Source organism: Nonomuraea sp. NPDC047529, from assembly GCF_040642995.1.
GTDB lineage: Bacteria > Actinomycetota > Actinomycetes > Streptosporangiales > Streptosporangiaceae > Nonomuraea.
This window is the reverse complement of record NZ_JBEYTJ010000001.1, coordinates 235226-250628: the sequence shown is the minus strand read 5'-3', so window position 1 is coordinate 250628 and position 15403 is coordinate 235226. Positions and strand designations below refer to the sequence as shown.

Genomic DNA, 15403 nt, shown 5'->3' with positions numbered 1-15403 from the left:
TCTGGAGTTCTAGGCAACGTCGGCCCACTCATCATGCATGCGCTCGGTGAAGGCGGCAACGCGTGGATCCTTCGCAGGCAGCGATCGGTGGAAGCCCTGGAATCGGTTGCGGGTTCGTGCGGACGTGACGTTCGCGATGCTGGGGGTCGTCTGCTCGGCGACGGCCAGCGCGGCGTCGAGGTCCCCGCTCTTGGCGTGGGCGGTGGCCTGGTTCAGCAGGCAGAACAGGCGGTCGCGGGCGCGGTTGGTGTTCTTGCCCATCAGTGCCTCGTCGAGGCGGGGAAGTGCGGCGGTTACGTCACCGATTCCGACCAGGGAGTGGGCGATCTCGGCCGCGAGTTCGGGTGCGTCGAAGTAGCCGATCCAGGCTGGCTCTTCTGTGAGGTCGCTGGCGTTGTGTTCGCGTTCGGCGGCAAGGAGGGCTTGGCGGCAGGCGGTGGCCGCGTGTGTGTCGCCCTTCTCGTACAGCCGGGCGCAGGCGCGGGCCTCGGCGACGTGTGCGAGCGCGCGCACGGCTGGGGTGGTGGTGGAGCGGGCGATGTCGTCATGGGCGGCGCGGGCGAGGTAGAGGGCCTCGTCGGCGTGGTCTCGGTTCAGGGCCTGCTGGCTGAGCCGTATGAGGACGAACGCGTCGAATCCGCGTGCCTGGGTGCCTGAGGCCTTGGACAGGCGCAGGGCTTGGATGTAGTGGCGCTGGGCCAGGCCGTGTCGTTCGAGGTCGTAGGCCATCCATCCGGACAGTTGGAGCATCTGGGCGGCTGCGGCGAACAGGCTGCGGCCCACGGTGTCGGTGTAGCTGGCGCGTAGCAGGGGAGCCACGTGATCGTGCAGGTATGTTGTCACCGCGCTGCGTACCAGCCCACTCCCTCGGGCGTGGTCGAGGCCGGCGAACCAGGCGCATGTCTCCTGGATCTGGGCGACCTGGCGGTGCGTCACCTGTCTGCTGTTCGCTTGCCTGCCAGGAGCCGAGTCGGCGAGCCCGTACCGCCATCCGGCGATGGCCTCGGAAATGGCCGGTGGCGCGAAGCCGAGCGCGGACAGGGCTTGGGCGCGGGCGTAATCCATCTCGCACGCCAGCAGTTCGGCGACGCACTCGACCGTGACGGACAGAGATCTTTCATAGCGCAGGGCTAGGTCGGAGATCGCGGGAGCGAAGGCCACGGGCCAGACGTCGTTCAGTGTGACCGGCTGTCCCAGGCGGGCGGCGAGCACCGCGACGATCACGCGCGCTACCGCCAACTCCGGCGCTGTTGATCCCGACAGGTAGCGCCCGATGCTGACTCTGCTCACGCTCACCCCGGCTTCACGGGCGAGCGGATGTGCGTTGACTGCCGCGGCGAAGCTTTCTTGCTTACTGAAACCAGCCGCTGCATATAGACGCGAAAGTCCGTTCATTTCGTCCTTTCCTTCGCCATCGGGAGGACAAACGGGCCTGCAGGATAACACTGTGTTATCGATCAATCACGGCGATGTTCAGGGATGAACAATACGTTCCTCCTGCACGAGTGCCCGACTTGAAAAGCCTGGTCAGGGGGCTGTCCGTGAGATTTCCTTGGGCCCCGGCAAGCGAGCGGGACGTCGGTGTCCTCGCTGGTACCTGAGGAGATGCCAATGACGACCGAAGGGAAGCGGGCAGCATGTCCGCCGGAGCCGCGTTGTAGGCACGAGGGGTGTGTGGGTGGTTTCGCCATAAATGGCGAATTCCTTGGTGAAATAGTGCTGCCAGGGAGAGACAGCTCGACGCCGGTGGCTCGGCACTTTGTGGGACGTGCACTGATGGCCGCCGGACATCAGTGTGTGAGTGACGCGCAGCTCGTGACCAGCGAGCTGTTCACCAACGCGCTCACCCATACCCACTCGGGAAGGCCGGGAGGGCTGGTCGTCGTAGAGCTGATGGCGAGCGGCGACGGCCTGGCGCGCATCGAGGTGATCGATGAGGGATCGGCGACCCTTCCCCGCCCGCGAACGCCGGACGATGGCAACCCCCATGGGCGGGGCTTGTACCTGGTCGAACAGGTGTCGAAACGGTGGGGGATACGCCTGGAGCCGTACGGGCACAAGCGGGTCTGGGCGGAGGTTCCGACGAAGGAAGCCGTATCAGAGGGGCTGCCCGATGCGTCGTGCCTGGAGGTGACGTCGTGGTGAGCGGTTCCCGAGGGCAGGTCTCGTACGTCGAAGGTCCCCGCTCCTGTATCCCCCCGCGGAGCGGCCACGTGTACGTGCACCCCGCTTCCGAGGCCGGCTTCATCGCCTCGGCGAGGAGTTTCGTAGCAGAGAGACCGCGGTGATCAGCGCCACGTCCGAGTACATCCACAGCGACATTCATTCCACCGTCGCTCATCATCTCGGTGGTGGCCGGTGGGCCATCTCCGACCTCCCTGAGCTGATCATCGACGCTGCGACAGCGCTGCGGCACATCATGTGGCGGGACATCGAGAAGGGCAAACAGATCATGTACCGACAATCGGGGGAGGCGGTGACGCCCGACAAGGTCCGTACGCGTGTTCAGGCGCTGCTGGCCGAGGCCCGTGCCGTGCTGGCGGTTGGCGACGCCGACGGTGACCACTGGCTCGAAGCCCGCATGGACGAGGTGACCTATCTGCTCTGCCTGGCGCAGCTCGTCCTGGGGCGGCTCCCGGGCGAGAGGGGAGCAACCTGCGTGGTCTGCCAGCGTAGTGACCGGCCTCTCCGTCAGATCGGGCTGTCCTCCAGCACGGGGCTCGTGTTCGCGTGCAAGGACACGTGCTTGGAGCGCGTGCTCGGGATACAGCCATGACCATGTCAGATGTCTCGTACCGACGCATCGATTCGTCACTTGACTCCGCACAGCTCCGCACTCAGGCTCTGGTTTGCCGTGCAAGGCCGTGCACAGACTCCCGATATGGAGGCGTCATGAAGCTAAGGTTCTACGGCAAGGGCGGTAGCGAGCAGGACGAGTGCCCCTCGGTCTCGGTGGACGAGGACACCCTCGACCTCGTCTTCGTCGGTATCCCGATCGACGATTCTGACGTGATCGCCGAGATCGAGAAGCACAGCCGCATCTACTCGACCGAGCAGGCGTTCCTTATCCCTAAAGAGCTGCGCAAGGCAATCTGGGAGGCACTGGGTGGCCACCATCCCGACTTTGGCTGAGCTGTTCGCGAAGGCTCAGCACTCGGTCACGCATCTGGAGATGCGCGACACCTACGGCGTCAGCCGGGGTTACCGGGCGTGGCGCGACGGCGTCCCGGTCGAGGAGATCTCCCGTTACGACTATCTCAAGCCGTGGGTGGAGCTGGTCGCCGGTCATGTCGCTCGCGGCGTCGGCTTTCGCCGCGCGCGGATCGTGTCCGAGCCGGTCAGTGACTACATCCGGTACGAGCACGGCATAACCCCGTCGGCCAACCTGGCCGCCGGCGAGCAGGTTCGCTGGCTGCCCCGCCCACGCGCCCGCGACCTGGCCCTGCCAGGTTGCGACTTCTGGCAGTTCGACGGCGGCCTGGTCCGGTTCGCGTTCCAGGACGGTGATGGCGAGAAAGCTGGCAATGAGCTGTCGGACGATCCGGTCGTGATCGACCTGTGCGCGTCGGCGTTCGAGGCCGTATGGGAACGGGCCATCGATCATCAGGTCTACAGACCCGTCTAGTCCGTACGTGTCCAAGCCGCAGTCGTCCAGTGTTCAGCAGGCCCGCCAGGCCATCGCCGCCCGGCTGCGCGAGATCATGCGTGACGCCGGGCTGAACAATCGCGAACTCGCCAGGCGGGCCGGCTGGCACGAAGCGAAGTGTTCTCGTCTCATCCACGCGCGGACGGCGCCCTCCGACGAGGACATTCGCGCATGGTGCACTATTTGCGGCGTGCCGGAGGAGATCCCCAACCTGATCGCCGCCAGCCGTACGGTCGAGAACGCCTACGTGGAGTGGCGCAGGGTCAACCAGAGCGTGAAGCGCCTTCAGGAGTTGCGGCTCGACCTATACGAGCAGACCACTCTCTTCCGCTTCTACTGCTCCACCGTCATCCCCTGGCCCATGCAGACACCGCGGTACATGCGGGCGCTGATAGCGAGCGGCACGGAGTTCCGCAGGACCGGGGCCACGGATGTCGACGAAGGGGTGCAGGCACGGATGGCCCGGCAGGAACGCTACCTGGGACCGGCCAGCCGCCGCCGCTGCGCCATGATCGTGGAGGAGTCGGTGCTGTACAGCCGGGTCGGCGACGACGGCGTCATGCGTGAACAGCTTCTCCATCTCCTCACCGGTATGCAGCAGGTCAACCTCTCTTTCGGCATCGTGCCGATGTCCGCACGCCGGCCCCTCGCCGAGAAGGAAACGTTCTCGATCTATGACGAGTCGCGCGTGTTCGTCGAGCTTCTCTCCGCCGCGGTCACCATCACCGCGCCGCGGGAGATCGAGCTGTATGTGCGCTACTTCGCCGAGCTGGCCGCCGTCACCGCGTACGGCGACAACGCGCGCGTCCTCATCGCGAAGGCCATCACCGCCAGGGCCTGAACTCGCGCGCAAACTCGTGCACACTCGTTGAGGCGTTGCCGCGCGCGCTCCTACGGTCCAAGATATGAGCCGTCACGGGTCCACACCCCCACACTGTCAACGAACTGCGCGCCACGAGCACGCCGGTTCCTGACGCGGCTGGGACCTCCCATGAACAGCGTCATGCTGGCCGTCATGACCCAGCCATGCTTCTCATCCACCTCGCATATCGAGAAGCCGACCGCGCCAGAGCGGGAAGACCTACCAGTGAGCGAGGACCAAGAGCAGTTGAGCCCCGCCCCCACACGGGCACGCTGACGATTGGAGTGCACATGAGCACGACATCGCGCACCACCCTGCTGATCTTGGACTGCTACACCGTCGAACCCTCTGGCCTGGGGGTTCCGCCGTACCTGTCCACCTACGCCCGAGCCGCCTACGGCGCGCTGCGCACGGCGCAACCGCGCGCCCGGGTCGCCTACCTCACGATTGACGACGTCCGCTGGTGCCTGAACGGCGGCCGGCCGTACGAGCGGCCTCCGCTGTCGGATCGGCTCACCTACTCGGCCACCGCCAACCGGGAGGATGCGCTGCGCCTGCTCCACGACGCCGCCCTCACCGTGGTGATCGCCGGGGATGCCGTGCCTTCGGTACATCTTCAGGCGCAGAACGGTTCGGTCGAGGAGATCGCGCGGGCCCTGGCCTGCACGCGCGGACGCCGCGTGCTGCTCGGCCCACTGGCCACCTACGCACTGGCCGACCCGGCTACCCATGGCGGGCTGTTCGACGCTGTCCACACGCACACGATCACCTCGGCCGACATCACCGCCGGAAGCCGTCAGGCAGCCCCGTACGAACAGCTGGCCGCCGATCGCGTCGACTACCGCGACCTGGTCGACCAGTTGTGCTGGACGCCGGTCGCCGAGATCGAGCTCTACCGGGGTTGTACCCGGCGCCGCTTCTGCGACTTCTGCAACGAGCCCGTCAAAGCCCCGGTCGTGGACTTCCGGCCGGTCGAGGACGTCCTGGCCGAGGTGGCCATCCTGCACGCCGGCGGCGTACGACACTTCCGGCTCGGACAGCAGACCTGCTTCTTCTCCTACCTGAACCGCGACGTCGGAGCCATCGAGAAACTGCTGGCCGGCATCCGGGGGTCCGCCGCCCCCGACCTGGTAACACTGCACATCGACAACGCCGACCCACTCGCCGTCGCCTCACCGGCTGGAGCGAAGATCGCCCGCCTCGTCGCAGCACACTGCACCGAGGGCAACTGCGCACCGATGGGCATCGAGTCCTTCGACCCGGCGGTCATCAAGCGCAACACCCTCACCTGCACGCCCGACATCCTCGTCCGAGCCGTCGAGCACGTGAACCAGGCGGGCGCCCAAGTCGGCCCCGGCGGGCTGAGCACCCTGCTCCCCGGCCTCAACCTGATCTACGGACTCCCCGGCGAGACACACCGCACCCACTACGAGAACCTCGCCGGGCTGGCGCGCATCCTGGACGGCGGGCTGCTGTGCCACCGCATCAACGTCCGGCAGGCCCGCGCCTACCCCGGCACACCGCTGGCCGCGATACAGGAGCAGGAGCCGCCGCCTTCGGCCGAGCACTTCACGAGCTGGAAGGCGGACATCGACCACATCTTCGACCAGCCGATGAAGCAGCGCGTCTACCCCAAGGGCCGCAAAATCACCGATCTGCACTCCTTCTTCGTCACCACCCGCGGCACCTGGCACCGGCGCCTCGGCTCCTACCCGATCCAGATCGTGGAACGTGACGCCGTCCGCCCGCTGTACGAGATCACCGACATGGCCGTCACCGCCCACGCACCCCGCCACATCTACGGAGAACGGGATGACGCTCCGACAGGAGTCTGACCAACGCCGCACCTCCTTACGTCCCTCCGTGTCGCACGTCGGGGTGCTGGTGCCCTGGGCCAACGCGGTCGTGGAGACCGAACTGCCGGAGTGGAGCCGTGGGCGAACGGTATGGCACCATGCCCGTCTGGTGCCCGCCCACGGCGGTACGGCGCTGGATGAGGACTTTCTGTCCGGTCTGATCGAAGCTGTCCCGGAAGCGCTCCACCAGCTGTCCCGGTTATCGCTCGACCGGGTTTACCTGGCGTGTACATCGGCAGCTTTCACCCAGGTCAACCGCCTCACCGAACTCACGGCCGGTTCCCAGGTGCGCGTGGTCAGCGCGTTCGAGGCAATCCTGGCCCAGCTTCAGAAGCGCGGCGTGCGGAAGATCGCGTTGGCCACGCCCTACCCGCGTGAGATCACGGAGGTAGAGGTCACCCAGTTCGCCGAGCGGGGCGTCCTTGTCACGGGCTCGGCGAGCCTCGGCCTGGCCGACGGATACGCCGAGGTCACCCTCAACCAACAGGCTGCGCTCGTGGATCAGTTGGGAAGGGAGGCGGTACGGCAAGCGGACGCGATCGTACTGTCCTGTACGGGCTGGCCCACCCAGGCCGCGATCACGATGCTGCGGCGTCGGCTGGGACGGCTCGTGACCTCCTCGAACGCCGCCATCGCCCTGCACGCCCTCGGGAGCGCCCGTGAACACCACCGATGAGACCCCTGAACTAGCCCCCCGCCTGTACGACCTGGTCTCGGTCGTCAGCGCGCAGGAGGAGGTGAAGGCGGCGGTCGAGGCCAACCACGACAACAACCAATGGTGGCCACTGCATGTGGACGACTGGCGGATACGGATGCTCGTGGCCGGATGGAGCACCCGCGTGTCCTACGCGATGGTGGGCGTCTACGCCGAGGTGGTGAAGAAGGCCGACGCCTATGGCTGGGAAGAACTCATCGGCTTCCAGGACTCCGAGGTTGTCGAGCTCGTACGCCCGCTCGGCCTGGCGGACGCCCGCGTCCGTTACCTCCGCTCGCTGGAGGACTTCGTCGTCGCCTCGGAGATTCGCGGCCGGCGCCCTGCCACCATGCCGGTTGACGAGTTCATCGAGGCGTTCGCCGCCGAGGTGAACGGCGCCTCGTACAAGGTCGCTCAGTGCACCGCCCTCTATGCCCGCGGCTACCACTGCGGCATCATCCCCGTCGACTCCGGCATGGTCAGTAAGCTCGCCCCGCTGCTCGGCATGGAGGTGGGCAGCGGGGCGTTCGCTCACGAGCGGATGCGGCTTCTGCTGGAGGCTTGCGCCGCCGCGGACCGCTCCCGCTACCGAGACCTCGTCACCACCCGCGGCTATCGAGTCACCATTCCTGACCAGGCAACGCCCACATGGTGGCTGCACCTGGTCCTGATCTACTTCAAGCGCCTGTTCCTCAACCCGCCGGTCAGCCCGAGGCTGTGCGCGGACCGGCCCGCCTGCTCCACCGTCCTCGACTGCGGCCATCCGCCCCAACCACGGTTGAGGTGACCAGGTGCCCTGTCTCGGCGTGATCGGCAACATCTCGATCGACACCACCCGGTACCCCGACGGCCGCACCTACGTCCTGATCGGCGGCGCCGCATTACACGTCGCCCTGGGCGCCGCCCGAGCCGGAACGACCGCCCGTCCAGCTGCGGTCATCGGCGCGGATCTCACCCGCTTACACGCTCTCCCATGGCCCGAGGAGCTTGGCTTGTCCCATGTGGCCACGGTCGCCGGAGCATCATGCCGGTTCGACATCACCTACGGCACGGACGGTCAGGTCATCGGACTGATCGCCGCCTATGGCTGCGCGGCGGCTCTCACCACGCACGCACTGGACGTGCTGAACGGATCAGACTGCGATCACTGGCACGTATGCTGCCGCCGCCCCTTGGACATCGGACCAGTCCTGGAGCGGCTCGTGACGGCGGGGCATTCGTTCAGCCTGGACTTTCACCTCACCTCCGCCGCCGAGCAGATCCACGCGGCCAAGAACGCTTTACCGCATGCCCGGACGGTGTTCGTCAACGCCGCCGAGTACCGGCTCCTGGACGATCTCATCGCCGTGAACGAGCTGGCCACCGTGGTCGTCTCCAATGGGCCGGGCGCAGTCATCCTGCTGCGCTACGGCCACGCGATCACCACCGAATCCCCGCAAAGCGGCCCAGTGACGGAGGTGACCGGCGCAGGAGACACCCTCGCCGGCGCCTTCCTGGCCGGCATCCTTCAAGGCTCGACGGAACGGGAAGCGCTCGCGTCGGCCGTGACCGCGGCCACTCACCAGGCTCGTGACGCAGGTCTGCCATACGAATCCCCGTAGATCACAGGGAGGCTTCACCGTGGCGCTCTATTACGTGGCCCACCGTCTGTTCGCCGCCCATGACCGCGCCTTAGGCGCCTACGTCGCGCACCACCTCGCCCGCCGCTTCGGGCCGGACGCCGTGTTCCTACCCTTCTGCGACACAGACGAGGAAAACCTCGACCACCCCTGCAAGGGCCGACGCCTGTTCGAACTCGACAGCGAACGCCTGGCCCGGATCGACGCCATGGTCGCCATCCTCCACGGCCCAAGCCTCGACGACGGCGTCTGCATGGAAATCGGCTACGCAGCCGGCCGAGGCGTTCCCGTCCTTGCGGTCACCACCGATTTCCAGGTCTACGGCCCCGCCGCCGACACCACACGACGCTCGCCGTTCCCCGACCCGCTCCTCCAGCATGTGGTGAGCCGGATGATCTCCGTGCCTCACCTCGGTCCCGTGGGCGCTGAGGGCGATCGGTTCGAGCGCTTCCTCGCCCAGAACCTGCACGCCGTCAACCGAGCAGTCACCGAGGCAGTTCACGCTCTGGCAAGCGAACTCACCTCACGTCCAGCCCTGCCGCCTGCCCCAGTCAATGGCCAGCGGCTGGCCTATCTGGAGCCTCCCCTGTACGGAGACAAGGGGTGGACGGCTCAGGTCTCCGATGCTCTACGCGCCCACGGGATCGTCACTCACCACGCCGGGCGGTTCAGCAACGCCTCGGAGGCCGCAGCCGATTGGACCGCCCTGGCGCGGGCGAGCCTGGCCGTGGTGGACGTCCGAGGACCCGAGACACCTCCTGGCGCGGCCTTGGTCATCGGCGCGTGCGCGGCCACCGGCCGTCCCGTCTTCGCCCCTGAGCCCGGTTGCTGGTGGACCTTCGCACACGGACGCGAGCCCAACCACCGCAACCTCATGATCCAGTACGGCCTGACCGGCACCTTCAGCGACCTCGACGAACTCACCAAGCGTCTGGAGGCCTGATGGCAACCGACCACGAGATATGGGCTGACCGCTACGAGGTGATCGTCCTGGAAGGCTGCGACGGCGTGGGCAAAACGACCTACGCCACGGCGCTCGCCACCAAATACGGCTACCGGATAGTCCACGCCGACCGCACCCCCGAAGGAGCAGACCTCTTCCGGCGCCACCAGGCCATTCTGACGCGACCCGGCCGCCTGGTCCTGGACCGCAGCTTCATCAGCGAACTCGTCTACGGCCCGCTACTGCACGGCCGCTGCCGACTCGCCATGTCACAGACCACCGAGTTGCTCGGCATGGTGGCCGCCCGCCGAGGTGTCCTCATTCACCTCACCGCCACGCCGGAGCAGATCCAAGCCCGCCTTCTCGCCCGCGACGGAACGGCACCCACCCTTGACGAGCTGCGGACGCTCATCGCCCGATACTTCACGGTGTTCGCGGACCTGGCTCGGCATACGGAAGTCCTCACCGTGGACAACGAACAGGCGGCCTGACACGACGTACGAGAGAAGCTGTTCGCCTGACCCGCGGGGATGATGGCCGCTAGGCTCGCAGCCGTCCGTCATCCTCACGGAGCGCATAAGGCTCCACTGCCACGGGAGAATCGGGTGCACCTCCGCGACGTCCAGAAGCGGGCCTGGGAGAACAAGCTGGCCAAGGGGTTCAACACCTCTGACATGCCGCTGGAGTTCGCGCTCGCCCATGGTGAACTCTCCGAAGCCTTCGAAGCCGCTCGCAAGCGCCCCGAGACCCTCGGTGAGGAACTCGCCGATGTCCTGATCTTCCTGGCCAGCATCGCGGAGATGTCCGGCATCGACCTCGATTCCGCCGTCGAGACCAAGATGGCGAAGAACGAGGCCCGCCGGTACGAGCGTGGCCCAAATGGGACCTTGATCAAGATTGGCGAACAGAACCAGCAGGGCTAAAGCTTCCCCACATTGCTCCGCCTCGTATGCGACTGCTCGCCGTACTTCTTGGCGTAGAACGTGATCAGCGTGCTGGTCGAGATGTGCTTGCCGGCGGAGAATCTGGAACTTCGCCGTGAACTCAGCCGACCAGGCCAGAGCTGACACGCTGGCCGCGCAATTTGTGTAAACCTTCGCTCGCGTCAGTTCGCGACGCTGCTGATCGGTGCGGGGGTCTGGGGCGGCAGCATCTGGCTGCTGCAAGATCTCGACGGGTTGTCCACTCTCGCCGAACGGCTCTCGGCCCGGATCGAGGCCGTCCGTACCGCGCTGGCGGTCGCCGCTGGCATCGGCGCCGCAGCGACCCTGCTGCTGGCCGTACACCGTCAGCGACACCAGGAACTGGCCGCTGCGCACACCATGCACAACGCCGCCGAACGCCGCGTGACCGAGCTGTACACCAAGGCCGCCGAACAACTCGGCAGCGATCAAGCCCCGGTCCAGCTGGCCGGCCTGTACGCCCTTGAACGCCTTGCCCAGGACACCCCCGCTCTCCAGCAGACCATCGTGAATGTGATCTGCGCTTATCTCCGCATGCCCTGGGCCGCGCCCCAGGCGGTGCCGCCACCAGCGACCCAGAAGTACTGCCGCCCTACTCGGAGGCGACAGCCAGGATTCCGAGCAGGATAAACCCAATGTGTCTGTACTCGACGGCGCGAGGCGCGGCCTCGGCCGCCGAGGGGGAGTCACCGAGCCGTTCCTGCCCCGCGGCGAAGACGGCTGCGAGCACGGCCGTACCGATCATGGTCGTGGCGGTGGTGATCAGCGTTGCGGGCAGGGTGCGGAGCTTGACGAGCTCCGCACCCACGATGTTCCGGAAATCGTTGGTCATGTTAGGCGTCCCGCCGGATGAATAGGCGGGCGGCGACGGCGAGCAGCCCAGCGGCCCAGGCGGTCATGACGAGGCCGCCAGGCAGCGGGTCGCGCATCGCGAGCTTCGGAACACCCCCAACGGGCATGGGGACCGGATTTCCCAGTAGGTGGGGCCCTCCTCCCACTGCGGAACACCCCCACGGGCGTGGGGACCAGTTCACGCGAGCCGCGCGCGAGCATCTCGAAACCGGAACACCCCCACGGGCGTGGGGAGCGGCAGCGATCAGTCGGCATCCGGCATCCAACTCCCGGATCACCCCCACGGCGGTGGAGACCGGATCATCTTATTTGCCCTGGTGGGCCCGGGAGCCGGAATACCCCCATGGGTGTGGGGACCGGGAGGATGCCATCTGGCAGGCTGACCGGATCTACGGAACACCCTCACGGGCGTGGGGACCGGGACCCTGCGTAAGACGTTCCACTGCAACGACGCCGGAACACCTCCACGGGCGTGGGGACCGGAGCGGCATCTCATCCAGCAGCTCGGCGGTGAGCGGACCACCCCCACGGGCGTGGGGACCGGTGGTCCCGCTGCGCGAGCGCGTCGGCCAAGGCCGGACCACCCCCACGGGCGTGGGGACCGGGCCCGCGGCCTGGCCACCCAGGCGGGCAACTACGGACCACCCCCACGGGCGTGGGGGCCGGGCCAGGTAGGCGACCTGCGCCGCCATCAGCTCCGGACCACCCCCACGGGCGTGGGGACCGGCCCGAATGCTGCGGCCGGGCCGCGTCCGGGACCGGACCACCCCCACGGGCGTGGGGACCGGACTTACTGACCTGGGGATATGTCTGCGACCAGGGGATATTCCGGTGTCGGGGTTTGCCGCACTTGAGCAATATGGGATCTAGCCGCAGCCATGGTTGTCCCTTATCAAAGTCTGAGGGCACAGATGTTCCGGTTCGGTCTGAGCCTAGACGGCTCGCTCAGGTCGTGGCCCTTATCCCACATGCCACAGCAGCTCGGCAAGCTCGTCGTCGGTAACGTCAGCGCGAATGTCCACAGACAGCACGAGTTCGTAGGTGTCTCCCACCGGCACACCGTACCGTCGCGACGCGACGCGCTGAGAGATCATCCTGTTAGGAGTTCTTGCTCGCGCGTCTCGCCGGCCGAGAACGCTTCAGCCCTGGTCCAGGCTTGGCCAGCCGAATGACCGGTCGTAGGCCGATGGGGGGCCGCTTTAGTGCGGCCGACCGGGGTTGCGGCATAACCCCAGGTCGGTGCGGAATGAGGGGCGGCCAGTCGTCGCCCCGACTGTGCTGGCGGACGTCAACATTTAGAAGAGGTGGCGGGATCTCGGCGCTCTGAGTTCAAAGCGCTCCTCCACTAATATTGTTTTTCTGATTCACCTTTCCCGCCTTTTTGGGGCTATAAATGGATGACTCTTTTTCGTTTCCCCTGGCTCTCGATGATTTGAGCCTGTCGCAATTTCGCCTCAAGGGTATTGGTAAAGACTCGCTGAATGTCGTTGATCTGGACTCCGTTTCGGGATGTAATTGAATCGAACAAAGGCAGCGCGATGCGAAATGTGTCGCAGAAAACGGAGGTAGATCATGTCGCATGCGGCTCCTGGTAAGAGCGTTCCCGCCAACGTTCCTGGCGAGAATCTCACGCCGGAAGACATGGCGCGGGTCGCGCCGGAGGATTGGGCGGAGATTGGACGGCTGGCGCGCGGCTACTGCCGCACGGTGGACGCCACGCGATCCCGGAAGCGAATGGATGGAAGCGCCACGATCGTCAAGCAGGGGCACGCGCCGCATGGCACCGACGACGTTTCGGATGACGTCACTCAAGATGCGGTTCTTCTCTTCGCTCAGCGGCTCAGGGACATCTCCGCTTCGTGCTCTGAGGCTCCTGAGAGCACGGCGGAGGCTCTCGCATGGGTCTACGTTCGGCGCGATGGGGGCGAGATGACGATCTCGCGTACGACGCTACACAGGTGGGCGGTTCGGGACGCGGCCGCGCGGAACGGCTACCGGATGGATGTTCCCGCGAGCGAGCTCGACGCCACGCCTGGTGCTCAGCTCGTGCGGCCGGTGCCGCGCGCGGAGAACGTCACGAGGGCGGCGACGGCTTTCTGTTCCGCTCAGAACAGTGCGGCCGTCTTCCAGCAGGCGTTCGGAGACGGTCAGGACTTCCCGGTCCTTCGGGACGTGATGGAGATCGCGGCACATGCTGACGATCTGGGGCGGGCGGGGATTCTGAGCAAGGTCGCTCAGAAGCGGTACGGCGGTGCGTACGGTTCCCGGCGGGCCGTGATCCGGACGCGTGACGCGGCTCGCGTGGAGTGGAGCGAGCTGTCCGAGCGCATAGACGACGCCAGGGGCACCCTCGTGTACGACGGCGGGTCCTCGGAGGAGTAGCCGAAGGGACAAGGAAAAGGGCCTCAGAGTTTCTCTGGGGCCCTTTTCCTATGTGTTTCGGTGCGACGAACGGCCGGGAAGGAGATATTTGAAGAAAAGTCGTCGGTGTGGACGGTTGGACTGATGGCGTGGCCGTATTTAGATGGGGGCGAAATTTGCTGCCATGAGCCTAGCGTGAGCGACGTTGCTTCGCTCTCCAGATTCTCGTGAAAGGAAATCTCCGACCACGGACGGTTGGGCTGATTCGCTCACCGTATTTAAGTGAGAGCAACTTCGCGAGGTTGCAACGTCGCGGCGCTAGCAATTGGCGCAGTGTGTAATGCACTCGGCAATCCCGTGCAGCAGGTTCCTGCGTAGCGCGGTGCTGAATCCGTCTCATTCACCCGGTCATCGGCTGGGGGCTTTCCCATGCCTTGGAGGTTTCATGAGCGCTGCATCCGACCTCACCCACGCAATCACGATCAGAAAACTGGCCGATGTCGTCGCCATAGTGCCCTACCTGCTCGGGTTCCACCCCTCCAAGAGTCTGGTGGCGGTGGTGGTCGACGACGAGAAATTGAAGGGTGTCGTGCGACTGGATCTAACACAGGACCCGGACGAGATGGCGGAGCGGACGGAATATCTGGTCAAGGTGCTGGAGGGCAATCACATCCGCGAAACGCTGCTCATCGGCTACGGGCCGGGCTCCAACGTCACGCCGATGATGGACGCGGCCATGGCAGCCGTTCGTGGTGCTGGGATCGTCCTCGCTGAGGCGATCCGCGTTGATGACGGGCGCTATTGGTCTTATATCTGCGGGGATGTCGCGTGCTGTCCTCCGGATGGGGTGCCGGTGGACCTGTCCTGTAGCGCGCCCGCCGCTGCGGCCGTGGTGGCCGGGAGACACGCGTTCTCTGACCGGGCGGCCCTGGTTGCAAGCCTGGATCCGCCTCAGGGGTTCGATCAGCACCGTGCAGAGAGTGTCACGCGGAAGGTGTGCTCTCAGGCAAAGGAGGCAAGCAAGGCGGGCGGTGAGTGGTTCGCGGAAGGCGTTGAGCGAGTCGTCGCTGCGCTGGATCGCGTCCAGGCCGGGGATGATCTCGATTCTGAGGCAGTGGCCTGGCTCGGCGTGTGCCTGACCGCGAAGCCCGTCCGCGACATGGCCATGACCTACGTGCAGCAGTACGACATCGAGACGCACGTGCGCTTGTGGACCGAGGTCACACGCAAGGTTCCAGTCGCGTTCACAGCGGGTCCCGCGACTCTGCTGGCCTTCACCGCGATGTGTCAGGGATGTGGGCCGCTGGCGAGCATTGCGCTTGAACGGGCCCTGTCGGTCAACCCTCGTTACAGTCTCGCGCTTCTGCTCATCGAGGGGCTCATGGTGGGGCTGTCGCCGTCTGAGGTGCTCGCTCGCGACTGGAACGAGCTGGCTGACGAGATCACCAAGCAGGTACGGGAGTGCCCTTCGACTACCTGGCCGCAGCTTCCCGAGGGCTGGTGACCTCCCCACCGGCGGGCTGAACCAGCTTGCCGACCCCGCACGCCGAATCACGCCGCCCGCTGCGTCCTGGGAGGGGCGCAGCGGGCGATCAATGACTGCTGTCC

17 protein-coding genes and 1 CRISPR repeat array are annotated in these 15403 nt (G+C 66.2%); of the genes, 15 read left to right on the top strand and 2 right to left on the bottom strand.

Annotated features, from left to right (window positions below; translation table 11 throughout):
- Positions 1-9: 9 nt before the first annotated feature.
- Complete coding sequence (locus ABZ815_RS01310) at positions 10-1395, bottom strand: hypothetical protein (RefSeq protein WP_357692685.1); 1386 nt, start codon at positions 1393-1395, stop codon at positions 10-12.
- Between the two features lie 210 nt (positions 1396-1605).
- On the opposite strand from ABZ815_RS01310, the gene ABZ815_RS01305 reads away from it, so the two are divergent.
- The 13 genes from ABZ815_RS01305 to ABZ815_RS01245 all read left to right on the top strand — a co-directional run bounded on the left by ABZ815_RS01305 (position 1606) and on the right by ABZ815_RS01245 (position 11212).
- Positions 1606-2145, top strand: a complete 540-nt coding sequence (locus ABZ815_RS01305; protein ID WP_357692683.1) for an ATP-binding protein — start codon at positions 1606-1608, stop codon at positions 2143-2145.
- Between the two features lie 139 nt (positions 2146-2284).
- A complete protein-coding gene (locus ABZ815_RS01300) occupies positions 2285-2776 on the top strand; it encodes a hypothetical protein (protein WP_357692681.1) in 492 nt (163 codons plus the stop codon).
- A 116-nt stretch (positions 2777-2892) separates the two neighbouring features.
- Positions 2893-3132 carry a hypothetical protein gene (locus tag ABZ815_RS01295; protein WP_357692679.1) on the top strand — a complete coding sequence of 80 codons (240 nt, stop codon included), beginning with the start codon at positions 2893-2895 and terminating at the stop codon, positions 3130-3132.
- Positions 3107-3625, top strand: a complete 519-nt coding sequence (locus ABZ815_RS01290; protein WP_357692677.1) for a DUF6879 family protein — start codon at positions 3107-3109, stop codon at positions 3623-3625. The genes ABZ815_RS01295 and ABZ815_RS01290 overlap by 26 nt, the downstream gene beginning before the upstream one ends.
- A 7-nt stretch (positions 3626-3632) precedes the next feature.
- A complete protein-coding gene (locus ABZ815_RS01285) occupies positions 3633-4487 on the top strand; it encodes a helix-turn-helix transcriptional regulator (RefSeq protein WP_357692675.1) in 855 nt (284 codons plus the stop codon).
- 311 nt (positions 4488-4798) lie between these two features.
- Positions 4799-6343 carry a radical SAM protein gene (locus ABZ815_RS01280; RefSeq protein ID WP_357692673.1) on the top strand — a complete coding sequence of 515 codons (1545 nt, stop codon included), beginning with the start codon at positions 4799-4801 and terminating at the stop codon, positions 6341-6343.
- A gap of 28 nt (positions 6344-6371) precedes the next feature.
- Positions 6372-7040, top strand: coding sequence for an aspartate/glutamate racemase family protein (locus tag ABZ815_RS01275; RefSeq protein WP_357692672.1), 669 nt, complete (start codon positions 6372-6374; stop codon positions 7038-7040).
- Positions 7024-7845, top strand: a complete 822-nt coding sequence (locus ABZ815_RS01270) for a hypothetical protein (protein ID WP_357692670.1) — start codon at positions 7024-7026, stop codon at positions 7843-7845. Before ABZ815_RS01275 ends, ABZ815_RS01270 begins: the two co-directional genes overlap by 17 nt.
- A gap of 19 nt (positions 7846-7864) precedes the next feature.
- Positions 7865-8659, top strand: coding sequence for a carbohydrate kinase family protein (locus tag ABZ815_RS01265; RefSeq protein WP_357692668.1), 795 nt, complete (start codon positions 7865-7867; stop codon positions 8657-8659).
- A gap of 19 nt (positions 8660-8678) precedes the next feature.
- The gene (locus ABZ815_RS01260) at positions 8679-9620 is read left to right on the top strand and encodes a nucleoside 2-deoxyribosyltransferase (protein ID WP_357692666.1); all 942 of its coding nucleotides are present in this window, start codon (positions 8679-8681) and stop codon (positions 9618-9620) included.
- The gene (locus ABZ815_RS01255) at positions 9620-10111 is read left to right on the top strand and encodes a hypothetical protein (RefSeq protein ID WP_357692664.1); all 492 of its coding nucleotides are present in this window, start codon (positions 9620-9622) and stop codon (positions 10109-10111) included. The genes ABZ815_RS01260 and ABZ815_RS01255 overlap by 1 nt, the downstream gene beginning before the upstream one ends.
- 114 nt (positions 10112-10225) lie before the next feature.
- Entirely contained in the window at positions 10226-10543 is a 318-nt protein-coding gene (locus tag ABZ815_RS01250; protein WP_357692662.1) for a MazG nucleotide pyrophosphohydrolase domain-containing protein, read from the top strand.
- A gap of 255 nt (positions 10544-10798) precedes the next feature.
- Positions 10799-11212 (top strand): hypothetical protein, encoded by a 414-nt coding sequence (locus ABZ815_RS01245; protein ID WP_357692660.1) that lies wholly within the window; start codon positions 10799-10801, stop codon positions 11210-11212.
- Here the strand turns inward: ABZ815_RS01245 and ABZ815_RS01240 are convergent.
- Positions 11175-11414 carry a hypothetical protein gene (locus ABZ815_RS01240; RefSeq protein ID WP_357692658.1) on the bottom strand — a complete coding sequence of 80 codons (240 nt, stop codon included), beginning with the start codon at positions 11412-11414 and terminating at the stop codon, positions 11175-11177. The genes ABZ815_RS01245 and ABZ815_RS01240 overlap by 38 nt on opposite strands.
- 112 nt (positions 11415-11526) lie before the next feature.
- Positions 11527-12222: a CRISPR direct-repeat array (repeat unit 29 nt; unit sequence CGGACCACCCCCACGGGCGTGGGGACCGG).
- A 784-nt stretch (positions 12223-13006) separates the two neighbouring features.
- On the opposite strand from ABZ815_RS01240, the gene ABZ815_RS01235 reads away from it, so the two are divergent.
- Both ABZ815_RS01235 and ABZ815_RS01230 read left to right on the top strand, forming a co-directional pair.
- Positions 13007-13816, top strand: coding sequence for a hypothetical protein (locus ABZ815_RS01235; protein WP_357692656.1), 810 nt, complete (start codon positions 13007-13009; stop codon positions 13814-13816).
- A gap of 424 nt (positions 13817-14240) precedes the next feature.
- Positions 14241-15299 carry a DUF4192 domain-containing protein gene (locus ABZ815_RS01230; protein WP_357692654.1) on the top strand — a complete coding sequence of 353 codons (1059 nt, stop codon included), beginning with the start codon at positions 14241-14243 and terminating at the stop codon, positions 15297-15299.
- Positions 15300-15403: the final 104 nt, after the last annotated feature.